This is a genomic window from Acinetobacter sp. V110_1 (assembly GCF_031798975.1).
GTDB classification, from domain to species: domain Bacteria; phylum Pseudomonadota; class Gammaproteobacteria; order Pseudomonadales; family Moraxellaceae; genus Acinetobacter; species Acinetobacter nosocomialis_A.
This window is the reverse complement of sequence record NZ_JAVQNN010000030.1, coordinates 679,712-694,377: the sequence shown is the minus strand read 5'-3', so window position 1 is coordinate 694,377 and position 14,666 is coordinate 679,712. Positions and strand designations below refer to the sequence as shown.

Sequence of the window (14,666 nt, the reverse complement as noted above, 5' to 3'; positions counted from 1 at the left end):
TATGAATAAAAATGCAAAGCACTTTTTTTGATTTTTAATAGATAAATATAGATATGGAAATGTATTAAAAATCAAATAATTATGCTTTTTGTTTGCAAAATGAATTACTAAAGTAGTTTTAATATGAAAAAGAGCTATAAGTACGGTAAAAAAAGATATAAAAAATATAGACCTAACTGTCAGTGAAAAATGAGCACAATATCCATTGTTTTCATTAAAAATAGCTTCTAAAGTATCTATTTACCGAAGACGATTTTTGTACGAATAGTCAAATAAAAATAAACGTGGAGATTTTATGCGGGTTTTGTATCAGTTTCCTTTATCTCATTATTGTGAAAAAGCTCGCTGGTTGTTAGACCATAAAGAACTTGATTACGTTGCACATAATTTGATTCCTGGCTTTCATCGTGCTTTTGCACAACTCAAAACAGGGCAAAATTTATTGCCAATTTTGAAAGATGACCATCGCTGGATTGCTGAATCAACTAAAATTGCGCTTTATCTGGATGATACCTATCCAGAACATGCACTTTTACGCCGAGATGAGCAACTTAGACAGCAAACACTTAAGATTGATAGTTTGGCAGATGAACTGGGTGTACATGTACGTCGTTGGGCACTTGCCCATACTTTAGCCCACGGCGACCATGCTCTAGAGATTATGATGGGTGAACAGGGTTACTTGCGCCAGTTTGAAAAAATATCAAAACCTTTCCTCAAGACTTTAGTAAAGAAGAACTATAAGCTTGAAGGGGAAGTGGTGAGCCAGTCAAAAAAACGTATGGATGAACTCATCAGTGAGTTGAATCAGTACCTCATTGAAAACCAAGCACGTTATATGGTTGGCGAACGCTTGAGTCTCGCTGATATTTCGGTTTGTTCTATGCTTGCACCTTTATTAGAAATAAAAGGTACACCATGGGAACCCGAAGAGGATGAAGAGGTGTCGCCAGAGTGGAGAAATTATCAAAAAAGTTTACTTGATTTGCCGCTTGGACAATATGTTTTAAGAATTTATCAAACTGAAAGAAATGCGCGAGTTGATTGGCGAGGCATTTAATCTATAGGTTTTATAAAAAGGCTCGAAATAAATCGGGCCTTTTTTCTCATATTCCCAAAAACATTTTAATTGTAAAAATATTACTATCAATTTTATAAATGGATTTTATTAAAACATTTATAAATATTATTTTGATGCTTTATCTTCTTTTTTAGAAAAATAATCTGCTTCGGTCTAACTGTTTAATAAGTTTAATTTTTCTTTTTATCAAAATAGTAATCTTTTTCTAAAAACAGTTTTTAGAAAAATTTAAGCCACTTTATTGTGCATGTGTTTACATTGTAATCAATAATTGCCACATTTAAGTGTAAATAGATGAGCTTAATAATAGACAGAAGATTAAAACTTAGATTAAAGTAGAAACATGTGAGCAGTTTTAAAGGTATTAATTCTGCGAAACAGATGAATAATAAGTGAAGCAAATGGATGGAGTCCTGCTTGGAAAAGTTGGCTCGATAATTGCAATTTAATAATAAATCGCTCTATTTCTCTATAAGAATGATTCTTTAGACAAATAGAGAGAATGATCATCAAGGAGTTCTTATGAAACGTTCTGCAACCTCTCTCATTGTTTCAACAGTTATGCTTTGTACGGTTGGTGCTACTTCTCAAATTCAGGCAGCAGATACATTAGCTAAAATTAAAAGTACTGGAAAAATCGTTATTGGTCACCGAGAATCATCCGACCCAATTTCATACGTTGTTGGAGGTAAACCAGTAGGTTATGCAGTCGACATTTGTAACCAGTTCGCAAATGATATTAAAAAAGAATTGAAAATGCCTGGTTTAAAAGTTGAATACAAGGCAGTAACTTCATCAACACGTATTCCTGAGCTTTTAGCCGGCAATATTGATATGGAATGTGGTACCACTACAAACTCTAAACAGCGTCAGCAGCAAGTTGGTTTTTCAACGAACTACTATGCAACAGAAGTGCGTATGGCTGTTAAAGCAAACTCTGGTATTAAGAGTCTAGCTGATTTAAATGGTAAAGCAGTTGTAACGACTCAAGGTACAACATCAGACAAGTACATTAAAATGAATGAAAAAGGTCAGTCACTTAATGTACAAAACATTTATGGTAAAGATCATTCTGACTCATTTGCCATGATGGCATCTGGCCGTGCTGCAGCATTTGTAATGGATGACAATATCTTAGCTGGTCTAATTGCCAAGTCATCTACACCAAAAGCATTCGCAATTGTAGGGCCAGTACTTTCATCAGAACCTTATGGCATCATGATTGCAAAAGATGATCCAAAATTTAAAGCAATTGCTGACCGTACCGTAAATAATTTATGGAAAACTGGTCAAATGGACGCTTTATATAAGAAATGGTTCTTATCACCAATCCCACCAAAAAATACTAATTTGAACATGCAACCAAGTTCATCTTACAAAAAACTTAAAGCTCACCCAACAGATGCAGGAATCTAACCAGATCCTTTTGTCCTAAATTTACTTGTGCAAGTGTAAAACTTCATTTGCACAAGTGGTCTATTTTCTAAGATATTCATTTAAGGGGCAAACATGTCAGTCGGCTCGCTAAACTGGACTATATTCTGTGCGGAGTCTAATGAATATGGTGTCGATAAAGCCGCATGGGCAGAATCAGTTTGTAAAGTCATTGGTAGCTCTAGCTACAATGCCTATTCTGAGGCGCCCACATGGTTACAAATGTTAGGTTCTGGTGTCTTTACTATGGTATGGACTGCCGTTGTAGCCTTTCTTATCGCATTTTTATTAGGTTCTCTCCTCGGGGTAATTCGTACTTTACCCAATAAACCGCTTGCTTTTATCGGCAACTGTTATGTCGAAATATTCCGTAATATTCCTTTAATTGTACAGTTATTCTTCTGGGCTTTTGTATTCCCAGAGTTCTTACCAGATAGTTTAAGTGCCGGAAGTGGGGACGTCGTAGCAGGTGGTTGGTGGAAAAATATTTTAAATCATCATCCTGCTGTTATTGGTGTTTTTGCTTTGGGTTTATATACCGCAGCACGTGTTTCTGAGCATGTAAGAGCGGGGATTAACACGGTTTCTCGTGGACAAAAATTTGCAGCTTCTGCAATGGGTTTCACAACAGCGCAAAGTTATCGTTATGTGATTTTACCAGTTGCATACCGTACGGTATGGCCAACCATTACTTCAGAAGCAATGAACGTCTTCAAGAACTCGGCAGTTCTATATGCACTAAGCGTTTTGAACTTCTTTGCTTATACTAAAACCATGCGAGAAGAAACTTCTCAGGACATTATTATTCTTATTCTGTCTACACCGGTTTATTTAATCATTACCTACACAATTAAATTTGTGATGGCATGGATTGAAAAACGCATGGCTGTACCAGGTTTAGGTTCGGGAGGAAAATAAATATGGATTTTTCTCTATTACATAACCCTGATGTTATTGCTGCATTAAAAGAAGGTTTTATCTTCACGCTTACAGTAACGGTGCTTGCGATGATGGGGGGGATCCTGATTGGAACTCCATTAGCAATGATGCGTTTATCTAACAGCACCATTGCAAGTAACTTTGCGAAATTTTATGTCGATCTGTTTCGTGGTATCCCATTAATTCAGGTCATCTTTATTTTCTATTTTTTGTTGCCGAAAATATTTGAGTTTCAATCTGATACTTATTGGGGGCCATTATTTTCGAGTGTAGTGACTTTTGCTATTTTTGAAGCTGCATTTTTCTCGGAAATTGTACGTTCCGGTATTCAGTCTATTTCAAAAGGTCAAGTCAATGCAGGCTACGCTTTAGGGTTTACCTATGGGCAATCCATGCGTTATGTGGTGTTACCGCAGGCCTTCCGTAATATGCTCCCAGTATTACTCACTCAAACTATTATTCTCTTTCAAGACGTGTCATTAGTTTATGTGATTAGTGCACCAGACTTCTTAGGTCGTGCAGATACATTGGCTAATACCTATGGTCCTGAAACGAAAGCAACATTCTATTTAATCGTCGCTGTGGTGTATTTCTGTAGCTCGTTTGTGCTATCGCAATTAGTCAAACGTTTACAGAAAAAAATTGCCATCATTCGCTAATTGGAGATTTTAAATGCCAATGATAGACATCCAACATATCTCTAAATGGTATGGTGATTTTCAGGTTTTAACAGATTGCACGACGAGTATTGAAAAAGGTGATGTCGTTGTTGTTTGTGGGCCATCTGGTTCAGGAAAATCAACACTCATTAAAACAGTAAATGCGTTAGAACCATTTCAACAAGGCGATATTATTGTTGATGGAGTTTCTCTGAAAGATCCCAAAACGGATCTTGCTAAATTCCGTTCACGTGTAGGAATGGTATTCCAGCATTTTGAACTTTTCCCACACATGACTGTTTTGGAAAATCTAACCATTGCTCAAGTTAAAGTGTTAAAGCGTTCAGTTGCTGAAGCGCGTGAAAAGGGGCTTAAGTATTTAGAACGCGTTGGGTTACTTGCTCATAAAGATAAATTCCCAGGTCAACTCTCTGGTGGGCAGCAGCAACGCGTTGCAATTGCTCGCGGATTATCGATGGACCCAGTCTGTATGTTGTTTGATGAACCTACTTCGGCACTCGACCCTGAAATGGTAGGTGAAGTTCTTGAAGTTATGGTGCAACTTGCTCATGAAGGTATGACCATGATGTGTGTGACCCATGAAATGGGCTTTGCTAAACGCGTATCTAACCGCTTAATTTTCATGGATGAAGGGAAAATTCTTGAAGATTGTCCAACCAATGAATTTTTTGATAATTTAGAGGCTCGTCATGAGCGCGCTAAACTTTTCTTACAGAAAATTCAAGCCATGCACTAATACCATTAATAAAAAAAGAGCCTTTTGAAAGGCTCTTTTTTTACATCCAGATTTTAGAAACTATATTTTGCTAATAAATTTATGCGGGAGTAATCACCTTTATCATCTGCAAATGTTTTGCGCTGGCCATAAGTATATTCTGCACCTAAGTCAATGTTCTTAACAGGGTTCCAAATTAGGTTAACCAGTGCATTATAAATTTCTTTGTTATAGCTGGTGTTGGTTAAATTGCTATTTGCATAGATGCTATCATCTTTATATTGAATACCGCCTATTGCAAAGGTAGAGCGGAGGATAGGGCTCCATTTACGTTGATAGCCGATAACTGCACTATCAAATTCAGCTAAATTAATATCCTGAGTTGTTGTGTCATAGGCATAAGCTGAGTTGCTATAAAGTAAATAGCGGCCATCTCCTTTAACATGATAGTAATTAGCAACCAAGCTATCTTGAGGCGTTAAATCATATTTACCACCTATACCGACACCCCAACCAAATTTTTCTTCAGAAGTGCTATCTTTGGGAGCTACACGGTTTTCATGAGCAAGACCATGTAATTGTAATAGGCCTTTATTATCTGTAGTTTTAAAATCATATCGTGCTGTTAAAGCAGGAAAGCGGCTTCCACCAGCAGCGTTACCAGCTTTTTCAACATCGCCGCCTTCTAAAGCAACTAATATTTTTTGTTGTGCATCAATCGGCTGAGTATAACGGACTTGTACAGTACGTGTTGTTCCTGTACCAATAGCACCATTAAAATCTACTGTTTCTGGTGATGTATCTGTATTTACAAAAGGTGAGGTCGTTTGACCAGCTAACCATTTTCCTAAAGACATATAAGCATGGCGAACACGGAAGGTACCATTACCATTATCGCCATTTCCACCCATGAAATCGGCTTCAATTTTTCCAGTTAAATCTCCGTACTGAGTAGGTCGAGTGATGTCTAGACCAATTCTTGAAGTTGCAGCAGATACATTTAGTGAGTCTTGTTTCGGATCATCTTTATTTAATGGATAGTTAGCGCCATTTGAAATGCTGCTATTTGAACCTTTAAAGTCATAGGTTGCATCTGCGCGGACACTACCATAAAGCTTAACTTGGGTTTGTCCATCCGTCATTGCCATCCAACCTGGTTTTGATACAGGAGGAGTAGCTGGTGCTACGGGAGTTGTTGCTGGAGCACTAACCGATAAAACTGTTTTTTGTTGATCAGATAGTTTCTGGACGAGTTGTTTCAACTCCTTTACTTCATCACGTAAAGCATTAACTTCTGCATCAGTAGCCGCGTGAGCAGGCATAACTACACCTGTTAGGCTGACAGTACTCATCGCAAGAACTAAAGTTTTGATTTTTTTCACAAGCATTCCCCACATCGGATAAAGTTTTCCCATATGTGCATAACAAAAACAGTGCCAACTTTTTAAAATTATATAAAGTTATTGATTTTATTAAAGAAACTGTAGGGTTTCTAAGATGCGATGGTCTTTCTTTGAGGCGGTAAGGAAAATGTTGAAGAGATATAAGGCGATAAACGATTGCAAATGCGCTATAAACGTCATACCACTGCACAGTTAACAGGCACAGTGTTGACTCAAGATATTGAAGTAAAGCTTAATTCTTTTTTTAATTGAGTTTGATTTTTAAAGTAGACTTAGCTTTAGGATATACTGTTAACCTAAAAGAGAGCTGATTGGAGAAAAGAATGGAGTTAGACCGTTTTGATAAACAAATTCTGGAAATTTTGTCTCATGAAGACCTGAATTTGAATGAGCTCTCAGAACGGATTAATCTTTCAGTTAGCTCTGTTCATCGCCGCATTAAGCATTTGATTGAAGCTAATGTCATGGGGCAGCTTAAAAGAGAAATTAACTTTAGCAAATTGGGTTTTACCTTGCATATTTTGCTACAAGTCTCTTTAAGTAAACATGATAGTGAGACCTTCGATAAATTTCTTTCTGAAATTGAAGCGATTCCTGAAGTTACAAATGCATTTTTAGTGACGGGTCAAAGTGCTGATTTTATTCTTGAATTAGTGGCACGTAATATGGATGACTACAGCGAAATTTTATTAAGACGTATTGGTAAAATTGACAATGTGGTTGCTCTACATTCGAGTTTTGTCATTAAAGAGTACAATGTGTTTAACTGTTATAACTTATTAAATAAACTATAAAAAAACGCACCAATCGGTGCGTTTTTTAATTTCAATGTTTGGTTTAAGCATCTAATTGAGCTAAAACTTCATCTGAGAATTCAACATTTGTATAAACGTTTTGTACATCATCAAGATCTTCAAACATATCGATCATTTTAAGAATTTGTTTTGCTTGGTCAATATCTGTAATTTCAGCTTTTGTTGATGGGCTCATTACAACTTCTGCGTTATCAGATTTTAAACCTGCAGCAGCAAGAGCATCTTGAACTTCACCAAAAGTTTCTGGTGAGGTGATAACTAAAATTTCATCTTCTGAAACTTCAATATCTTCTGCACCTGCTTCCAAAGCAACTTCCATGATTTTGTCTTCTAAAGACACATCTTCAAAAGTAATTTCGCCACGTTTAGTAAATAGGTAAGATACAGAACCCGCAGTTCCTAAGTTACCATTGGTTTTACTAAAGCAGTGACGTACATCTGGAACTGTACGGTTAAGGTTATCTGTCATTGTTTCAATAAGGACAGCAACACCACCAACACCATAACCTTCGTAAGTTACTTCTTTTAAATCGTCATTGTCTTCACCACCAACACCGCGTTGGATTGCACGGTTAATGGTGTCACGTGTCATGTTGACAGAAAGTGCTTTTTCGACAACAGCACGAAGGCGAGGGTTGCTAGCAGCATCTCCACCACCAAGTCTGGCAGCAGTCACAATTTCACGAATATATTTAGTAAAAACTTTACCGCGACTTGCATCTTGTTTAGCTTTACGATGCTTAATATTGGCCCATTTAGAATGACCCGCCATGGAAGTGAACTCCAAAAATTAAAAAATGCAAAAGTGACAGAATATTATCATAGGCATGGTTTTCTTGAAAACTGTTGTCCTATGTTTTGTTAACCAATTAAGTAAGCTTAGAAGTCCTAAATTTAAATAAAAAATAGTCCCTAAAGTTGTTACAGAACAAATTAGTTAATCTTCACATCAATATCATATTGCGCGTAAAGTTCTTTAATTGTTTCAAGATCTTTTTGCAAATCGGAAGGGTAAATCTTACCTAAAATACCACCTTTCTTTGTTCTTGCATTTGCATACATAAGTACAATTGGAACATTCGCAGCTTTTGCAATATGCCAGAAACCTGTACGAATAGGCTTACGCTCAGATCCATCTTTTGCACGAGTTGCTTCGGGGGCAATCACTAAATTAAAAGTATCATTATTTTGAAATTTCTCGACCATTTGAGACACAATATCTTTGCTTGCTTTACGGTCTACCGGAATACCACCTAGTTTTTCAAGTATGGGCTTCATTGGCCCTTTAAAAAGCTCTTTTTTAATTAGCGTATGAATTTTTAAATCTAATATTTGAAACATAGCGATTGATAAGATCGCATCTAGGTTAGAAGTATGCTCAAACCCAATAATAACTTGTTTTTTCTCAAGAATTGTAGGATCTACATCATAGGTCCAACCAACTGCTTTGAAGATAGAATTGCCTAAAAACTTTTTCATAGAGACGTGGGAGACAATAAGGTTGCGGAATTCTAATATGAGTTGGTCTAAAAAGGTAGAAAATTATCAACATGTTAAACTTTATTTATTTTAATTTTTAAATTGAAATATTTAATAAAATTTATATTTATTAATATTATATTTTAACTCCGTAATAGAAAAATATATAATGAATCAATTCAAAGTAATCTTTTATATATTAAGAATACTATGAATTTTCGGTTTTAATTAAATACTCGATATATCTCCATTTTTTTACAGGATCAATCAATTCTTTATCAATGGTTCCATCAATAATAATCCCATCAATAATCGAGATGATGATATGAGTAAGCGGAGTAGGGTCTTTAATATCTAACTCTACTAATAAACTATTGAGTAAATTGATAAGCCAATTTGTATATTCTTGAAATGGTTCACGAATTGAGGTGTATTGTTTAGATACTTCAATAAATGCCTTCTTAAACAAGCAACCATTAAAGTTTTCGCTATTAATCCAGTCAATATACCAGTTAAAAATAAGATGTATTTTTTCAAGCGGCTCAGCATCTGGATGTAAATTTAATTTTTCATAAATTGAATTTTGTATATTAATATTTCGATGATGTAGACATTCCATGATTAAACTTTCTTTGGAAGGAAAGTATTTATAGAAAGTCATCTTCGCGACGTTTGATTCAGCAATAATTTTATCTACGCCTGTAGCGTTATAACCGATTTGGTTAAAAAGATCTAAAGCAGTATTTATAATATCTTCTTTTTTTGACATTACTGTTCCATATAGTTAAAACTAATTATTACTTTACATAGATTTTAAATTTTTAATCAAATTGATCATAATCAAAAACATAATTTGATTCAAGTTAATATTATAAAAATAATAAGCATTATTTTTAACTTTTTTTAAATATTCTATTTGATTTCGTATGATTTTAATTCTAATATGGATTTTTGATAAAAGGAGTTTTATTTTTGGTATAACTCTTTGTTTTTAAAATAAAATATGGAAAACCAAAGAACTTTAATAAGTTTAACGAGCGTGGATTATGCCTAAAAAATTTGAGAACTTTAATAATCCTAGGAAAAAGGCACTCGCAGGGATGAAACAAAGCATTTCAGCTGAACTTTGGGATAAAAATCTTAACTTTTTAACTCAATTAAGAGCGAAGATTGCGCAGCATCCGGTATCTCATCATCCTGCAATTGAAACTTTAAATAATGGAGAGATTAATAAAGAAAATTTAAAGCGTATTCATTTGGAATATCGCCATGCAATCGTACAAACATTCACAGATGCTTTATTAATGGCTCAGTATCAAACAAAGCAATTAGAGCCTAGATTGCATGCAGGGGCAAAAATGTTCCCACGTTTTCTTTTAAGTCTGAATATATTTGATGAGTTTGGATTTAGACCCGGAGCTGACCGAGATGGTTACTATCAGGGAAACCCTGAATATGCTCATTATCCATTATTCGAAGATGTGCTTAATGATTTTGGGGTAACTGAGGAAGAGCGCCGAAGTTATAAACCAACCAGCATTGCACATCAAGTAAGAGAATTTTTAGAAAACTCTTATAACGACTATAAAGCTGTTTCCGCTTTACTGGCAGTAGCCGAAGAAGAAGTTATTTTATATAGTCCGCCTTTGCGAAGAGCAACCAGTGCTGTTGGTATAGAGGTTGAGGGCGGTGGGTATTACCATGTTCATGGTGTATCCGAAGATGAAACTGCTGAGGCAGCAGATGATGATCATGAAGAAGATTTATGGTTTATTTTGATGCAAGCTTGTACAGAAGAAGACTATGTTCATTTAGAAAACTTATGTCTTGAATATTGTGATTTATGGGAAAAGTTTTGGGATATTCAAATGGAAAACTCGAAATCAATTCCTAAACAGAATCTGGCTTAAGAATATATTAAATAATTAACTCAATAATTTATAACAATCATAAATACTAAAGGGAATGTTTAAAAATATGGAAATAGGAAAAGATCTTTTAAAGTTTAAGCGACCAATTTTTGAATAATGTAGTGATATTCAGCAGTAATTTAAGATGCGTAAAATTAAAGAACCCCAAAAACTATAGGTTTTTGGGGTTTGTATTTGGTGGGCCCACACAGACTTGAACTGTGGACCAACGGATTATGAGCGGAGACAGTTTCTTTCATTTTTATTATACAAAACAATTGTTTGTATTTCATGGAAATGATTGAAGCGAATAGAGGCAAAGAGACCGCAAATAAATTTGAAAGTGTAAGAAAATTAAGGCTTTTGGCTTTTCTAAAACGAAGATGAGCCAAATGTGAGTTTTTCTACGTATAGAATAATAAGCTATTTTTTATGTAAAGAACTCACGAAAACCTCAAAAAGACCGTTGTCTACTACCGTCCCGCAAAGATAGACCGCAGAAATGCAAAGATTTTTTATAGACCGCAAAGATCCTAGTCATTTGATTTAGCTACAAGAGTATGTTGGCGGCAATCAACTTAAACCACTACGAATAAGTAAGCACATAAAAAAGCCTGTTCTAGGGTTAGAAACAGGCCAGTCTCTTGATAACTTTACAACTAATTATATTGGCTCTATGGTATAGGTGGTGGAAATATCGCTGGAATTATATGTGATTCCACCACTTATTCCTTTTGACGTAAATTAATGAATAATAGTACTGCAAAATAAAAAGAGCAGATAACTACTTCCTTTGAGCAATAAAAACACCAATAATAATTCGCTTAAAAATTCTTTCCTACTTGAGAAATTAAAATGAATACAACAAATCAAAGAGCTTTAATTGTTATGGGTGCAGGTGCATCCGTTGAATATGGCATTCCCATTACCAGTGCATTTACCAATGATATCACTGACAAAATCAACAATAATGATTACTTCAAAAAACAAGGTATCACCGAAGTTTATAACTACGTAAAAGATACACTTGTAAGATATTATCAAAATGAAGGTGATGCACACTTTGAACGTATTTATCATGCATTGCATGAGCTGAATGCACATCATTACTTTGAAGGGGCCATAGCCAAATTTTCGCCAGTCATGGCTCCATTCTTTGAAACACAACACACATTTAGTCAAATACAAATCTTAGGCGCAACAAAAGCGATTATTGAAATTATTTACACCCAAGCGTCTATGGTATGTGACACTAACACGATTGATTTAGCACCTCTTAAAAACTTTTTTGACAAAGTTCAGCAACAGTATGTCCCCCGAGTTTATACCACCAATTATGACAACTTTATCCATAAAGCAACTGAAGGGAAGTACTTCACAGGTTTTACTCGAAAACTTGGTGATTTGAATTTATTTGATGGAAAATCATTTTTTGAACACTGGAATGATCCAAGTCTTTTTTACTTACACGGTTCAGTTCATATGGGCTTTCCTCCTCCTTTCACCCCTGAAATTGAAATTGGTGATATCACATGGTTTGAAGATACCAGTGAAGCATTAAGGCATGCTTTTATTACCGCTTCAGGCGTACCGCGTATGGATGGCTCAACGATTGAACGAACCTCTATCATTACAGGTTTAGAAAAACTGGGGCGATTACAACAAACCCCATATGCTTATTATTATTCTGAATTCTCAAGAGATGCGATGGCAGCAGATGTTATTTTCGTAATAGGTTCAGGTCTTGCGGATCTACATATCAATAAATGGATTCTTGAAGCGCGACTTGCTAATCCAGAAACACCTATTGTTTTTGTGGGTTATTGGAAAGATGGTGAAATGGGGACTGGTAGTGATTTAGAAATCTCATTAACTCATGATTTACGTATCGAAGTGTTTGGATGCCCATCTGACCAACAAGAGTGGAATGATTGGACCATCTTTAAAAAGAATAATGCAGCAGTTTGGAAACGCGGGTTTCAATCTTTTCTAAATCAAAATGATGATTTTAATGATCTACTCAACCAGATCAAATTAAACTAATCTACTTATTGGTTAAGAATATTTTAAATTTCAGACAATAAATTCCTAGATTTAAATCACCTCAAAAAGATTCATATTGAATTAATTAAATATGAATCTTTTAAATTATTTAAGTCATTCATATATCCTATGTGTATAAATACCAATATTGTAACCGTATGCTTGAGACTTTTAATTTAACTTTATGGTCGAATAAAAGTTTGAACTATTAAACTATCAGTATCTTTATTCAAATCAACCTCGAGCCCTCTAGGATTATTTATACGCCCTTCAGGATCATATACAAAACAAATCAATGCATCACAATCAGGATGGGTTTGATATCTATGAATATCCTCAATAAGCTGGCTACCGATCTCTTTTGAGCCAAGTCCTCTACGAGTTTTTTTAATTTCCACTACAATTCGTTCAGACTTTAGAAGAAAATCTACTCTTGTTGACTTCCCAGCATTACTTGGTGCCCATTCTTCAGGGCGTATATCTTCAAAATTTAAATGAAGTAAAGCATGAAAGAGATCTTGAACATCATATTCATCTTGGATATCAATAGTCTCTCTATCACTATAACGTGTACGTAATTGTCTAGCTACTAGATGAAAACGATCACATATATTTCGAATTATCTGAATTGGACTTATAGTATCAGACGCTGTACTAATATCACCTGATTCTATTTCTTCTCTCACAGCTTCAAGTACACCTATTCCAGTACTAATTGAGCCTCTATGTGGTCGTTGTACCTTATCTTGAAACTCTATGTAATAAGGACTTGTTGATGAAAACTGACGTTCTAGAAATGATAAAGATTGTGTTTTCCAAGTTGTGAATAGACCTGTATCACAAGTTGGAAAACCTATAACATTTGGAGGATTAGGCTTATGCGATGCTAATACTCCTTTACCTTTTTCAATTAAATGAGATACTTTTTCTGAAACTCTCATAGATACTCCAACATATTTTTAATGCTCCTGAATTATTTGATTATAGTTATTTTCAAAAAGATATGAGGGGTATTTTTTATACTGCTCAATCACTGGTAGACACTCGCTCAGTTATTGTAGATAAGGCTATAAGTGATTTAAAATGAGTTAGGTTCTATTCATAAATATTAAAAAATTAGGAGATTTTGAAATGAAAGTTAGTGAGATAGTTAAAGATTGGGGCGGATTTGAAAAATTAATACAAGATATACATCAACGTGAAGATCTAAAGGTTCAACATAACGTTACTTTGACTGGGCAATCAGGTGCTACAAGACAAATTGATGTTTTATTGGAGCATTCACATGGTCCATATCACTATAAAACATTAGTCGAATGCAAGCTTTGGAATAAAAAAGTTGAACGAGCAAATATTGATGTTTTATATGCAGGGATGCTGGATTTAAATGCTTCAAAAGGGGTTTTTTTTTACAACAAAAGGATATCAGAAAGGAGCTGAAATCTATGCTCAATCAAAAGGTATAAATATATTTGTTGTTAAAGAGGTAAGTGATGAGGCATGGGGAAATCCTGGTAGAATAATTAATCTAAACCTCCAAATTATTCAAAAGGCAATTGATACTGTTGAACCGAAAGGAACTCAGGCTGTCTTTTTAAAAGAAAGTCAGAAAGAGTTAAATTTAGAAATTCATATTGATTCTGATTCACAAGAAAAACATAGTCAAATTCTTTCAAAACATAAGGAAAAATTTAAAACTCTTGAAGAATTATTAAATTTTTATACTGAAGATGCTTTAGCTAAATATCAAGATAATCCTCTTTTAATAAATAATGGAGAGGAATGTACTAGATATGTTAGAACAGTTCTTAATTTGAAATTTCAGAACCATTAGAAGTACTTAAAGATGATGTAATTCTTTTAATTCCTGAGATAGTCCTCACAGTTTCACTAAAAATAAATCAGTCACCACTTCTTATAGATAGAAGTAATAATTACTTATATGCATTGTCTGTAGTTGATTATGTGAATGACCAAAGTTTTTTAGTTTCAAAATTAAAAGAAGCAGAATATCCTGAATGGCAAACAGTAAAAGAAAAAAATCCTTCTGATGAAAAGCTATTAAAAAATGGAGCTATCTTAACCGTTGGAATGCATGGTTTTTTTGATATAGCAGAGACATATCAACTAGAACGGATATAAACCACTTTATTAAACAAAGTGCGAT

At 34.6% G+C, this 14,666-nt stretch carries 16 protein-coding genes; 11 read left to right on the top strand and 5 right to left on the bottom strand.

The window, feature by feature from the left end; all coding sequences use genetic code 11:
- Positions 1 to 295: 295 nt before the first annotated feature.
- The 5 genes from RMA95_RS14255 to RMA95_RS14235 all read left to right on the top strand — a co-directional run bounded on the left by RMA95_RS14255 (position 296) and on the right by RMA95_RS14235 (position 4,870).
- The gene (locus RMA95_RS14255) at positions 296 to 1,060 is read left to right on the top strand and encodes a glutathione S-transferase family protein (protein WP_311071435.1); all 765 of its coding nucleotides are present in this window, start codon (positions 296 to 298) and stop codon (positions 1,058 to 1,060) included.
- Positions 1,061 to 1,603: 543 nt separating this feature from the next.
- Complete coding sequence (locus RMA95_RS14250; protein WP_002049815.1) at positions 1,604 to 2,497, top strand: amino acid ABC transporter substrate-binding protein; 894 nt, start codon at positions 1,604 to 1,606, stop codon at positions 2,495 to 2,497.
- Positions 2,498 to 2,590: 93 nt separating this feature from the next.
- Positions 2,591 to 3,433, top strand: a complete 843-nt coding sequence (locus tag RMA95_RS14245; RefSeq protein ID WP_004709206.1) for an amino acid ABC transporter permease — start codon at positions 2,591 to 2,593, stop codon at positions 3,431 to 3,433.
- A 2-nt stretch (positions 3,434 to 3,435) separates the two neighbouring features.
- On the top strand, positions 3,436 to 4,113 hold the full coding sequence (locus tag RMA95_RS14240; RefSeq protein WP_002049960.1) for an amino acid ABC transporter permease: 678 nt from the start codon (positions 3,436 to 3,438) through the stop codon (positions 4,111 to 4,113).
- A 13-nt stretch (positions 4,114 to 4,126) separates the two neighbouring features.
- Positions 4,127 to 4,870 carry an amino acid ABC transporter ATP-binding protein gene (locus tag RMA95_RS14235; RefSeq protein ID WP_002049786.1) on the top strand — a complete coding sequence of 248 codons (744 nt, stop codon included), beginning with the start codon at positions 4,127 to 4,129 and terminating at the stop codon, positions 4,868 to 4,870.
- Between the two features lie 53 nt (positions 4,871 to 4,923).
- Here the strand turns inward: RMA95_RS14235 and RMA95_RS14230 are convergent, their stop codons facing one another.
- Positions 4,924 to 6,231, bottom strand: coding sequence for a DcaP family trimeric outer membrane transporter (locus RMA95_RS14230; RefSeq protein WP_311071429.1), 1,308 nt, complete (start codon positions 6,229 to 6,231; stop codon positions 4,924 to 4,926).
- Between the two features lie 344 nt (positions 6,232 to 6,575).
- Between RMA95_RS14230 and RMA95_RS14225 the strand changes: the two genes are divergently transcribed.
- Positions 6,576 to 7,046, top strand: a complete 471-nt coding sequence (locus RMA95_RS14225) for an Lrp/AsnC family transcriptional regulator (protein WP_311071427.1) — start codon at positions 6,576 to 6,578, stop codon at positions 7,044 to 7,046.
- 43 nt (positions 7,047 to 7,089) lie between these two features.
- Here the strand turns inward: RMA95_RS14225 and RMA95_RS14220 are convergent, their stop codons facing one another.
- From RMA95_RS14220 to RMA95_RS14210, 3 genes are all read right to left on the bottom strand, one after another.
- Entirely contained in the window at positions 7,090 to 7,839 is a 750-nt protein-coding gene (locus RMA95_RS14220; RefSeq protein WP_263613538.1) for a YebC/PmpR family DNA-binding transcriptional regulator, read from the bottom strand.
- 161 nt (positions 7,840 to 8,000) lie between these two features.
- Complete coding sequence (locus RMA95_RS14215; protein WP_311071426.1) at positions 8,001 to 8,546, bottom strand: 1-acyl-sn-glycerol-3-phosphate acyltransferase; 546 nt, start codon at positions 8,544 to 8,546, stop codon at positions 8,001 to 8,003.
- Positions 8,547 to 8,754: 208 nt separating this feature from the next.
- Entirely contained in the window at positions 8,755 to 9,315 is a 561-nt protein-coding gene (locus RMA95_RS14210; RefSeq protein ID WP_263613540.1) for a TetR/AcrR family transcriptional regulator, read from the bottom strand.
- Positions 9,316 to 9,592: 277 nt separating this feature from the next.
- On the opposite strand from RMA95_RS14210, the gene RMA95_RS14205 reads away from it, so the two are divergent.
- Positions 9,593 to 10,456: a hypothetical protein gene (locus RMA95_RS14205; RefSeq protein ID WP_311071423.1), complete on the top strand. Its 864-nt coding sequence runs from the start codon at positions 9,593 to 9,595 to the stop codon at positions 10,454 to 10,456.
- Between the two features lie 855 nt (positions 10,457 to 11,311).
- Positions 11,312 to 12,499: an SIR2 family protein gene (locus RMA95_RS14200; RefSeq protein WP_191106515.1), complete on the top strand. Its 1,188-nt coding sequence runs from the start codon at positions 11,312 to 11,314 to the stop codon at positions 12,497 to 12,499.
- Positions 12,500 to 12,681: 182 nt separating this feature from the next.
- Here the strand turns inward: RMA95_RS14200 and RMA95_RS14195 are convergent, their stop codons facing one another.
- Positions 12,682 to 13,440 (bottom strand): hypothetical protein, encoded by a 759-nt coding sequence (locus RMA95_RS14195; RefSeq protein ID WP_191110139.1) that lies wholly within the window; start codon positions 13,438 to 13,440, stop codon positions 12,682 to 12,684.
- 190 nt (positions 13,441 to 13,630) lie between these two features.
- Between RMA95_RS14195 and RMA95_RS14190 the strand changes: the two genes are divergently transcribed.
- From RMA95_RS14190 to RMA95_RS14180, 3 genes are all read left to right on the top strand, one after another.
- Positions 13,631 to 13,939 (top strand): restriction endonuclease, encoded by a 309-nt coding sequence (locus RMA95_RS14190; RefSeq protein ID WP_311071419.1) that lies wholly within the window; start codon positions 13,631 to 13,633, stop codon positions 13,937 to 13,939.
- The gene (locus RMA95_RS14185; protein ID WP_311071417.1) at positions 13,887 to 14,333 is read left to right on the top strand and encodes a hypothetical protein; all 447 of its coding nucleotides are present in this window, start codon (positions 13,887 to 13,889) and stop codon (positions 14,331 to 14,333) included. The genes RMA95_RS14190 and RMA95_RS14185 overlap by 53 nt, the downstream gene beginning before the upstream one ends.
- A 131-nt stretch (positions 14,334 to 14,464) precedes the next feature.
- Positions 14,465 to 14,641 carry a hypothetical protein gene (locus RMA95_RS14180; protein WP_311071415.1) on the top strand — a complete coding sequence of 59 codons (177 nt, stop codon included), beginning with the start codon at positions 14,465 to 14,467 and terminating at the stop codon, positions 14,639 to 14,641.
- The last annotated feature ends 25 nt before the right edge of the window (positions 14,642 to 14,666 follow it).

Bases quoted from the DNA above. Each gene is read 5' to 3' on its own strand.
- RMA95_RS14205 (WP_311071423.1), top strand. From the start codon at position 9,593: ATGCCTAAAAAATTTGAGAACTTTAATAATCCTAGGAAAAAGGCACTC.
- RMA95_RS14255 (WP_311071435.1), top strand. From the start codon at position 296: ATGCGGGTTTTGTATCAGTTTCCTTTATCTCATTATTGTGAAAAAGCT.
- RMA95_RS14195 (WP_191110139.1), bottom strand. From the start codon at position 13,440: ATGAGAGTTTCAGAAAAAGTATCTCATTTAATTGAAAAAGGTAAAGGA.
- RMA95_RS14210 (WP_263613540.1), bottom strand. From the start codon at position 9,315: ATGTCAAAAAAAGAAGATATTATAAATACTGCTTTAGATCTTTTTAAC.
- RMA95_RS14225 (WP_311071427.1), top strand. From the start codon at position 6,576: ATGGAGTTAGACCGTTTTGATAAACAAATTCTGGAAATTTTGTCTCAT.
- RMA95_RS14235 (WP_002049786.1), top strand. From the start codon at position 4,127: ATGCCAATGATAGACATCCAACATATCTCTAAATGGTATGGTGATTTT.
- RMA95_RS14185 (WP_311071417.1), top strand. From the start codon at position 13,887: ATGCTTCAAAAGGGGTTTTTTTTTACAACAAAAGGATATCAGAAAGGA.
- RMA95_RS14200 (WP_191106515.1), top strand. From the start codon at position 11,312: ATGAATACAACAAATCAAAGAGCTTTAATTGTTATGGGTGCAGGTGCA.
- RMA95_RS14245 (WP_004709206.1), top strand. From the start codon at position 2,591: ATGTCAGTCGGCTCGCTAAACTGGACTATATTCTGTGCGGAGTCTAAT.
- RMA95_RS14240 (WP_002049960.1), top strand. From the start codon at position 3,436: ATGGATTTTTCTCTATTACATAACCCTGATGTTATTGCTGCATTAAAA.
- RMA95_RS14220 (WP_263613538.1), bottom strand. From the start codon at position 7,839: ATGGCGGGTCATTCTAAATGGGCCAATATTAAGCATCGTAAAGCTAAA.
- RMA95_RS14190 (WP_311071419.1), top strand. From the start codon at position 13,631: ATGAAAGTTAGTGAGATAGTTAAAGATTGGGGCGGATTTGAAAAATTA.
- RMA95_RS14215 (WP_311071426.1), bottom strand. From the start codon at position 8,546: ATGAAAAAGTTTTTAGGCAATTCTATCTTCAAAGCAGTTGGTTGGACC.
- RMA95_RS14250 (WP_002049815.1), top strand. From the start codon at position 1,604: ATGAAACGTTCTGCAACCTCTCTCATTGTTTCAACAGTTATGCTTTGT.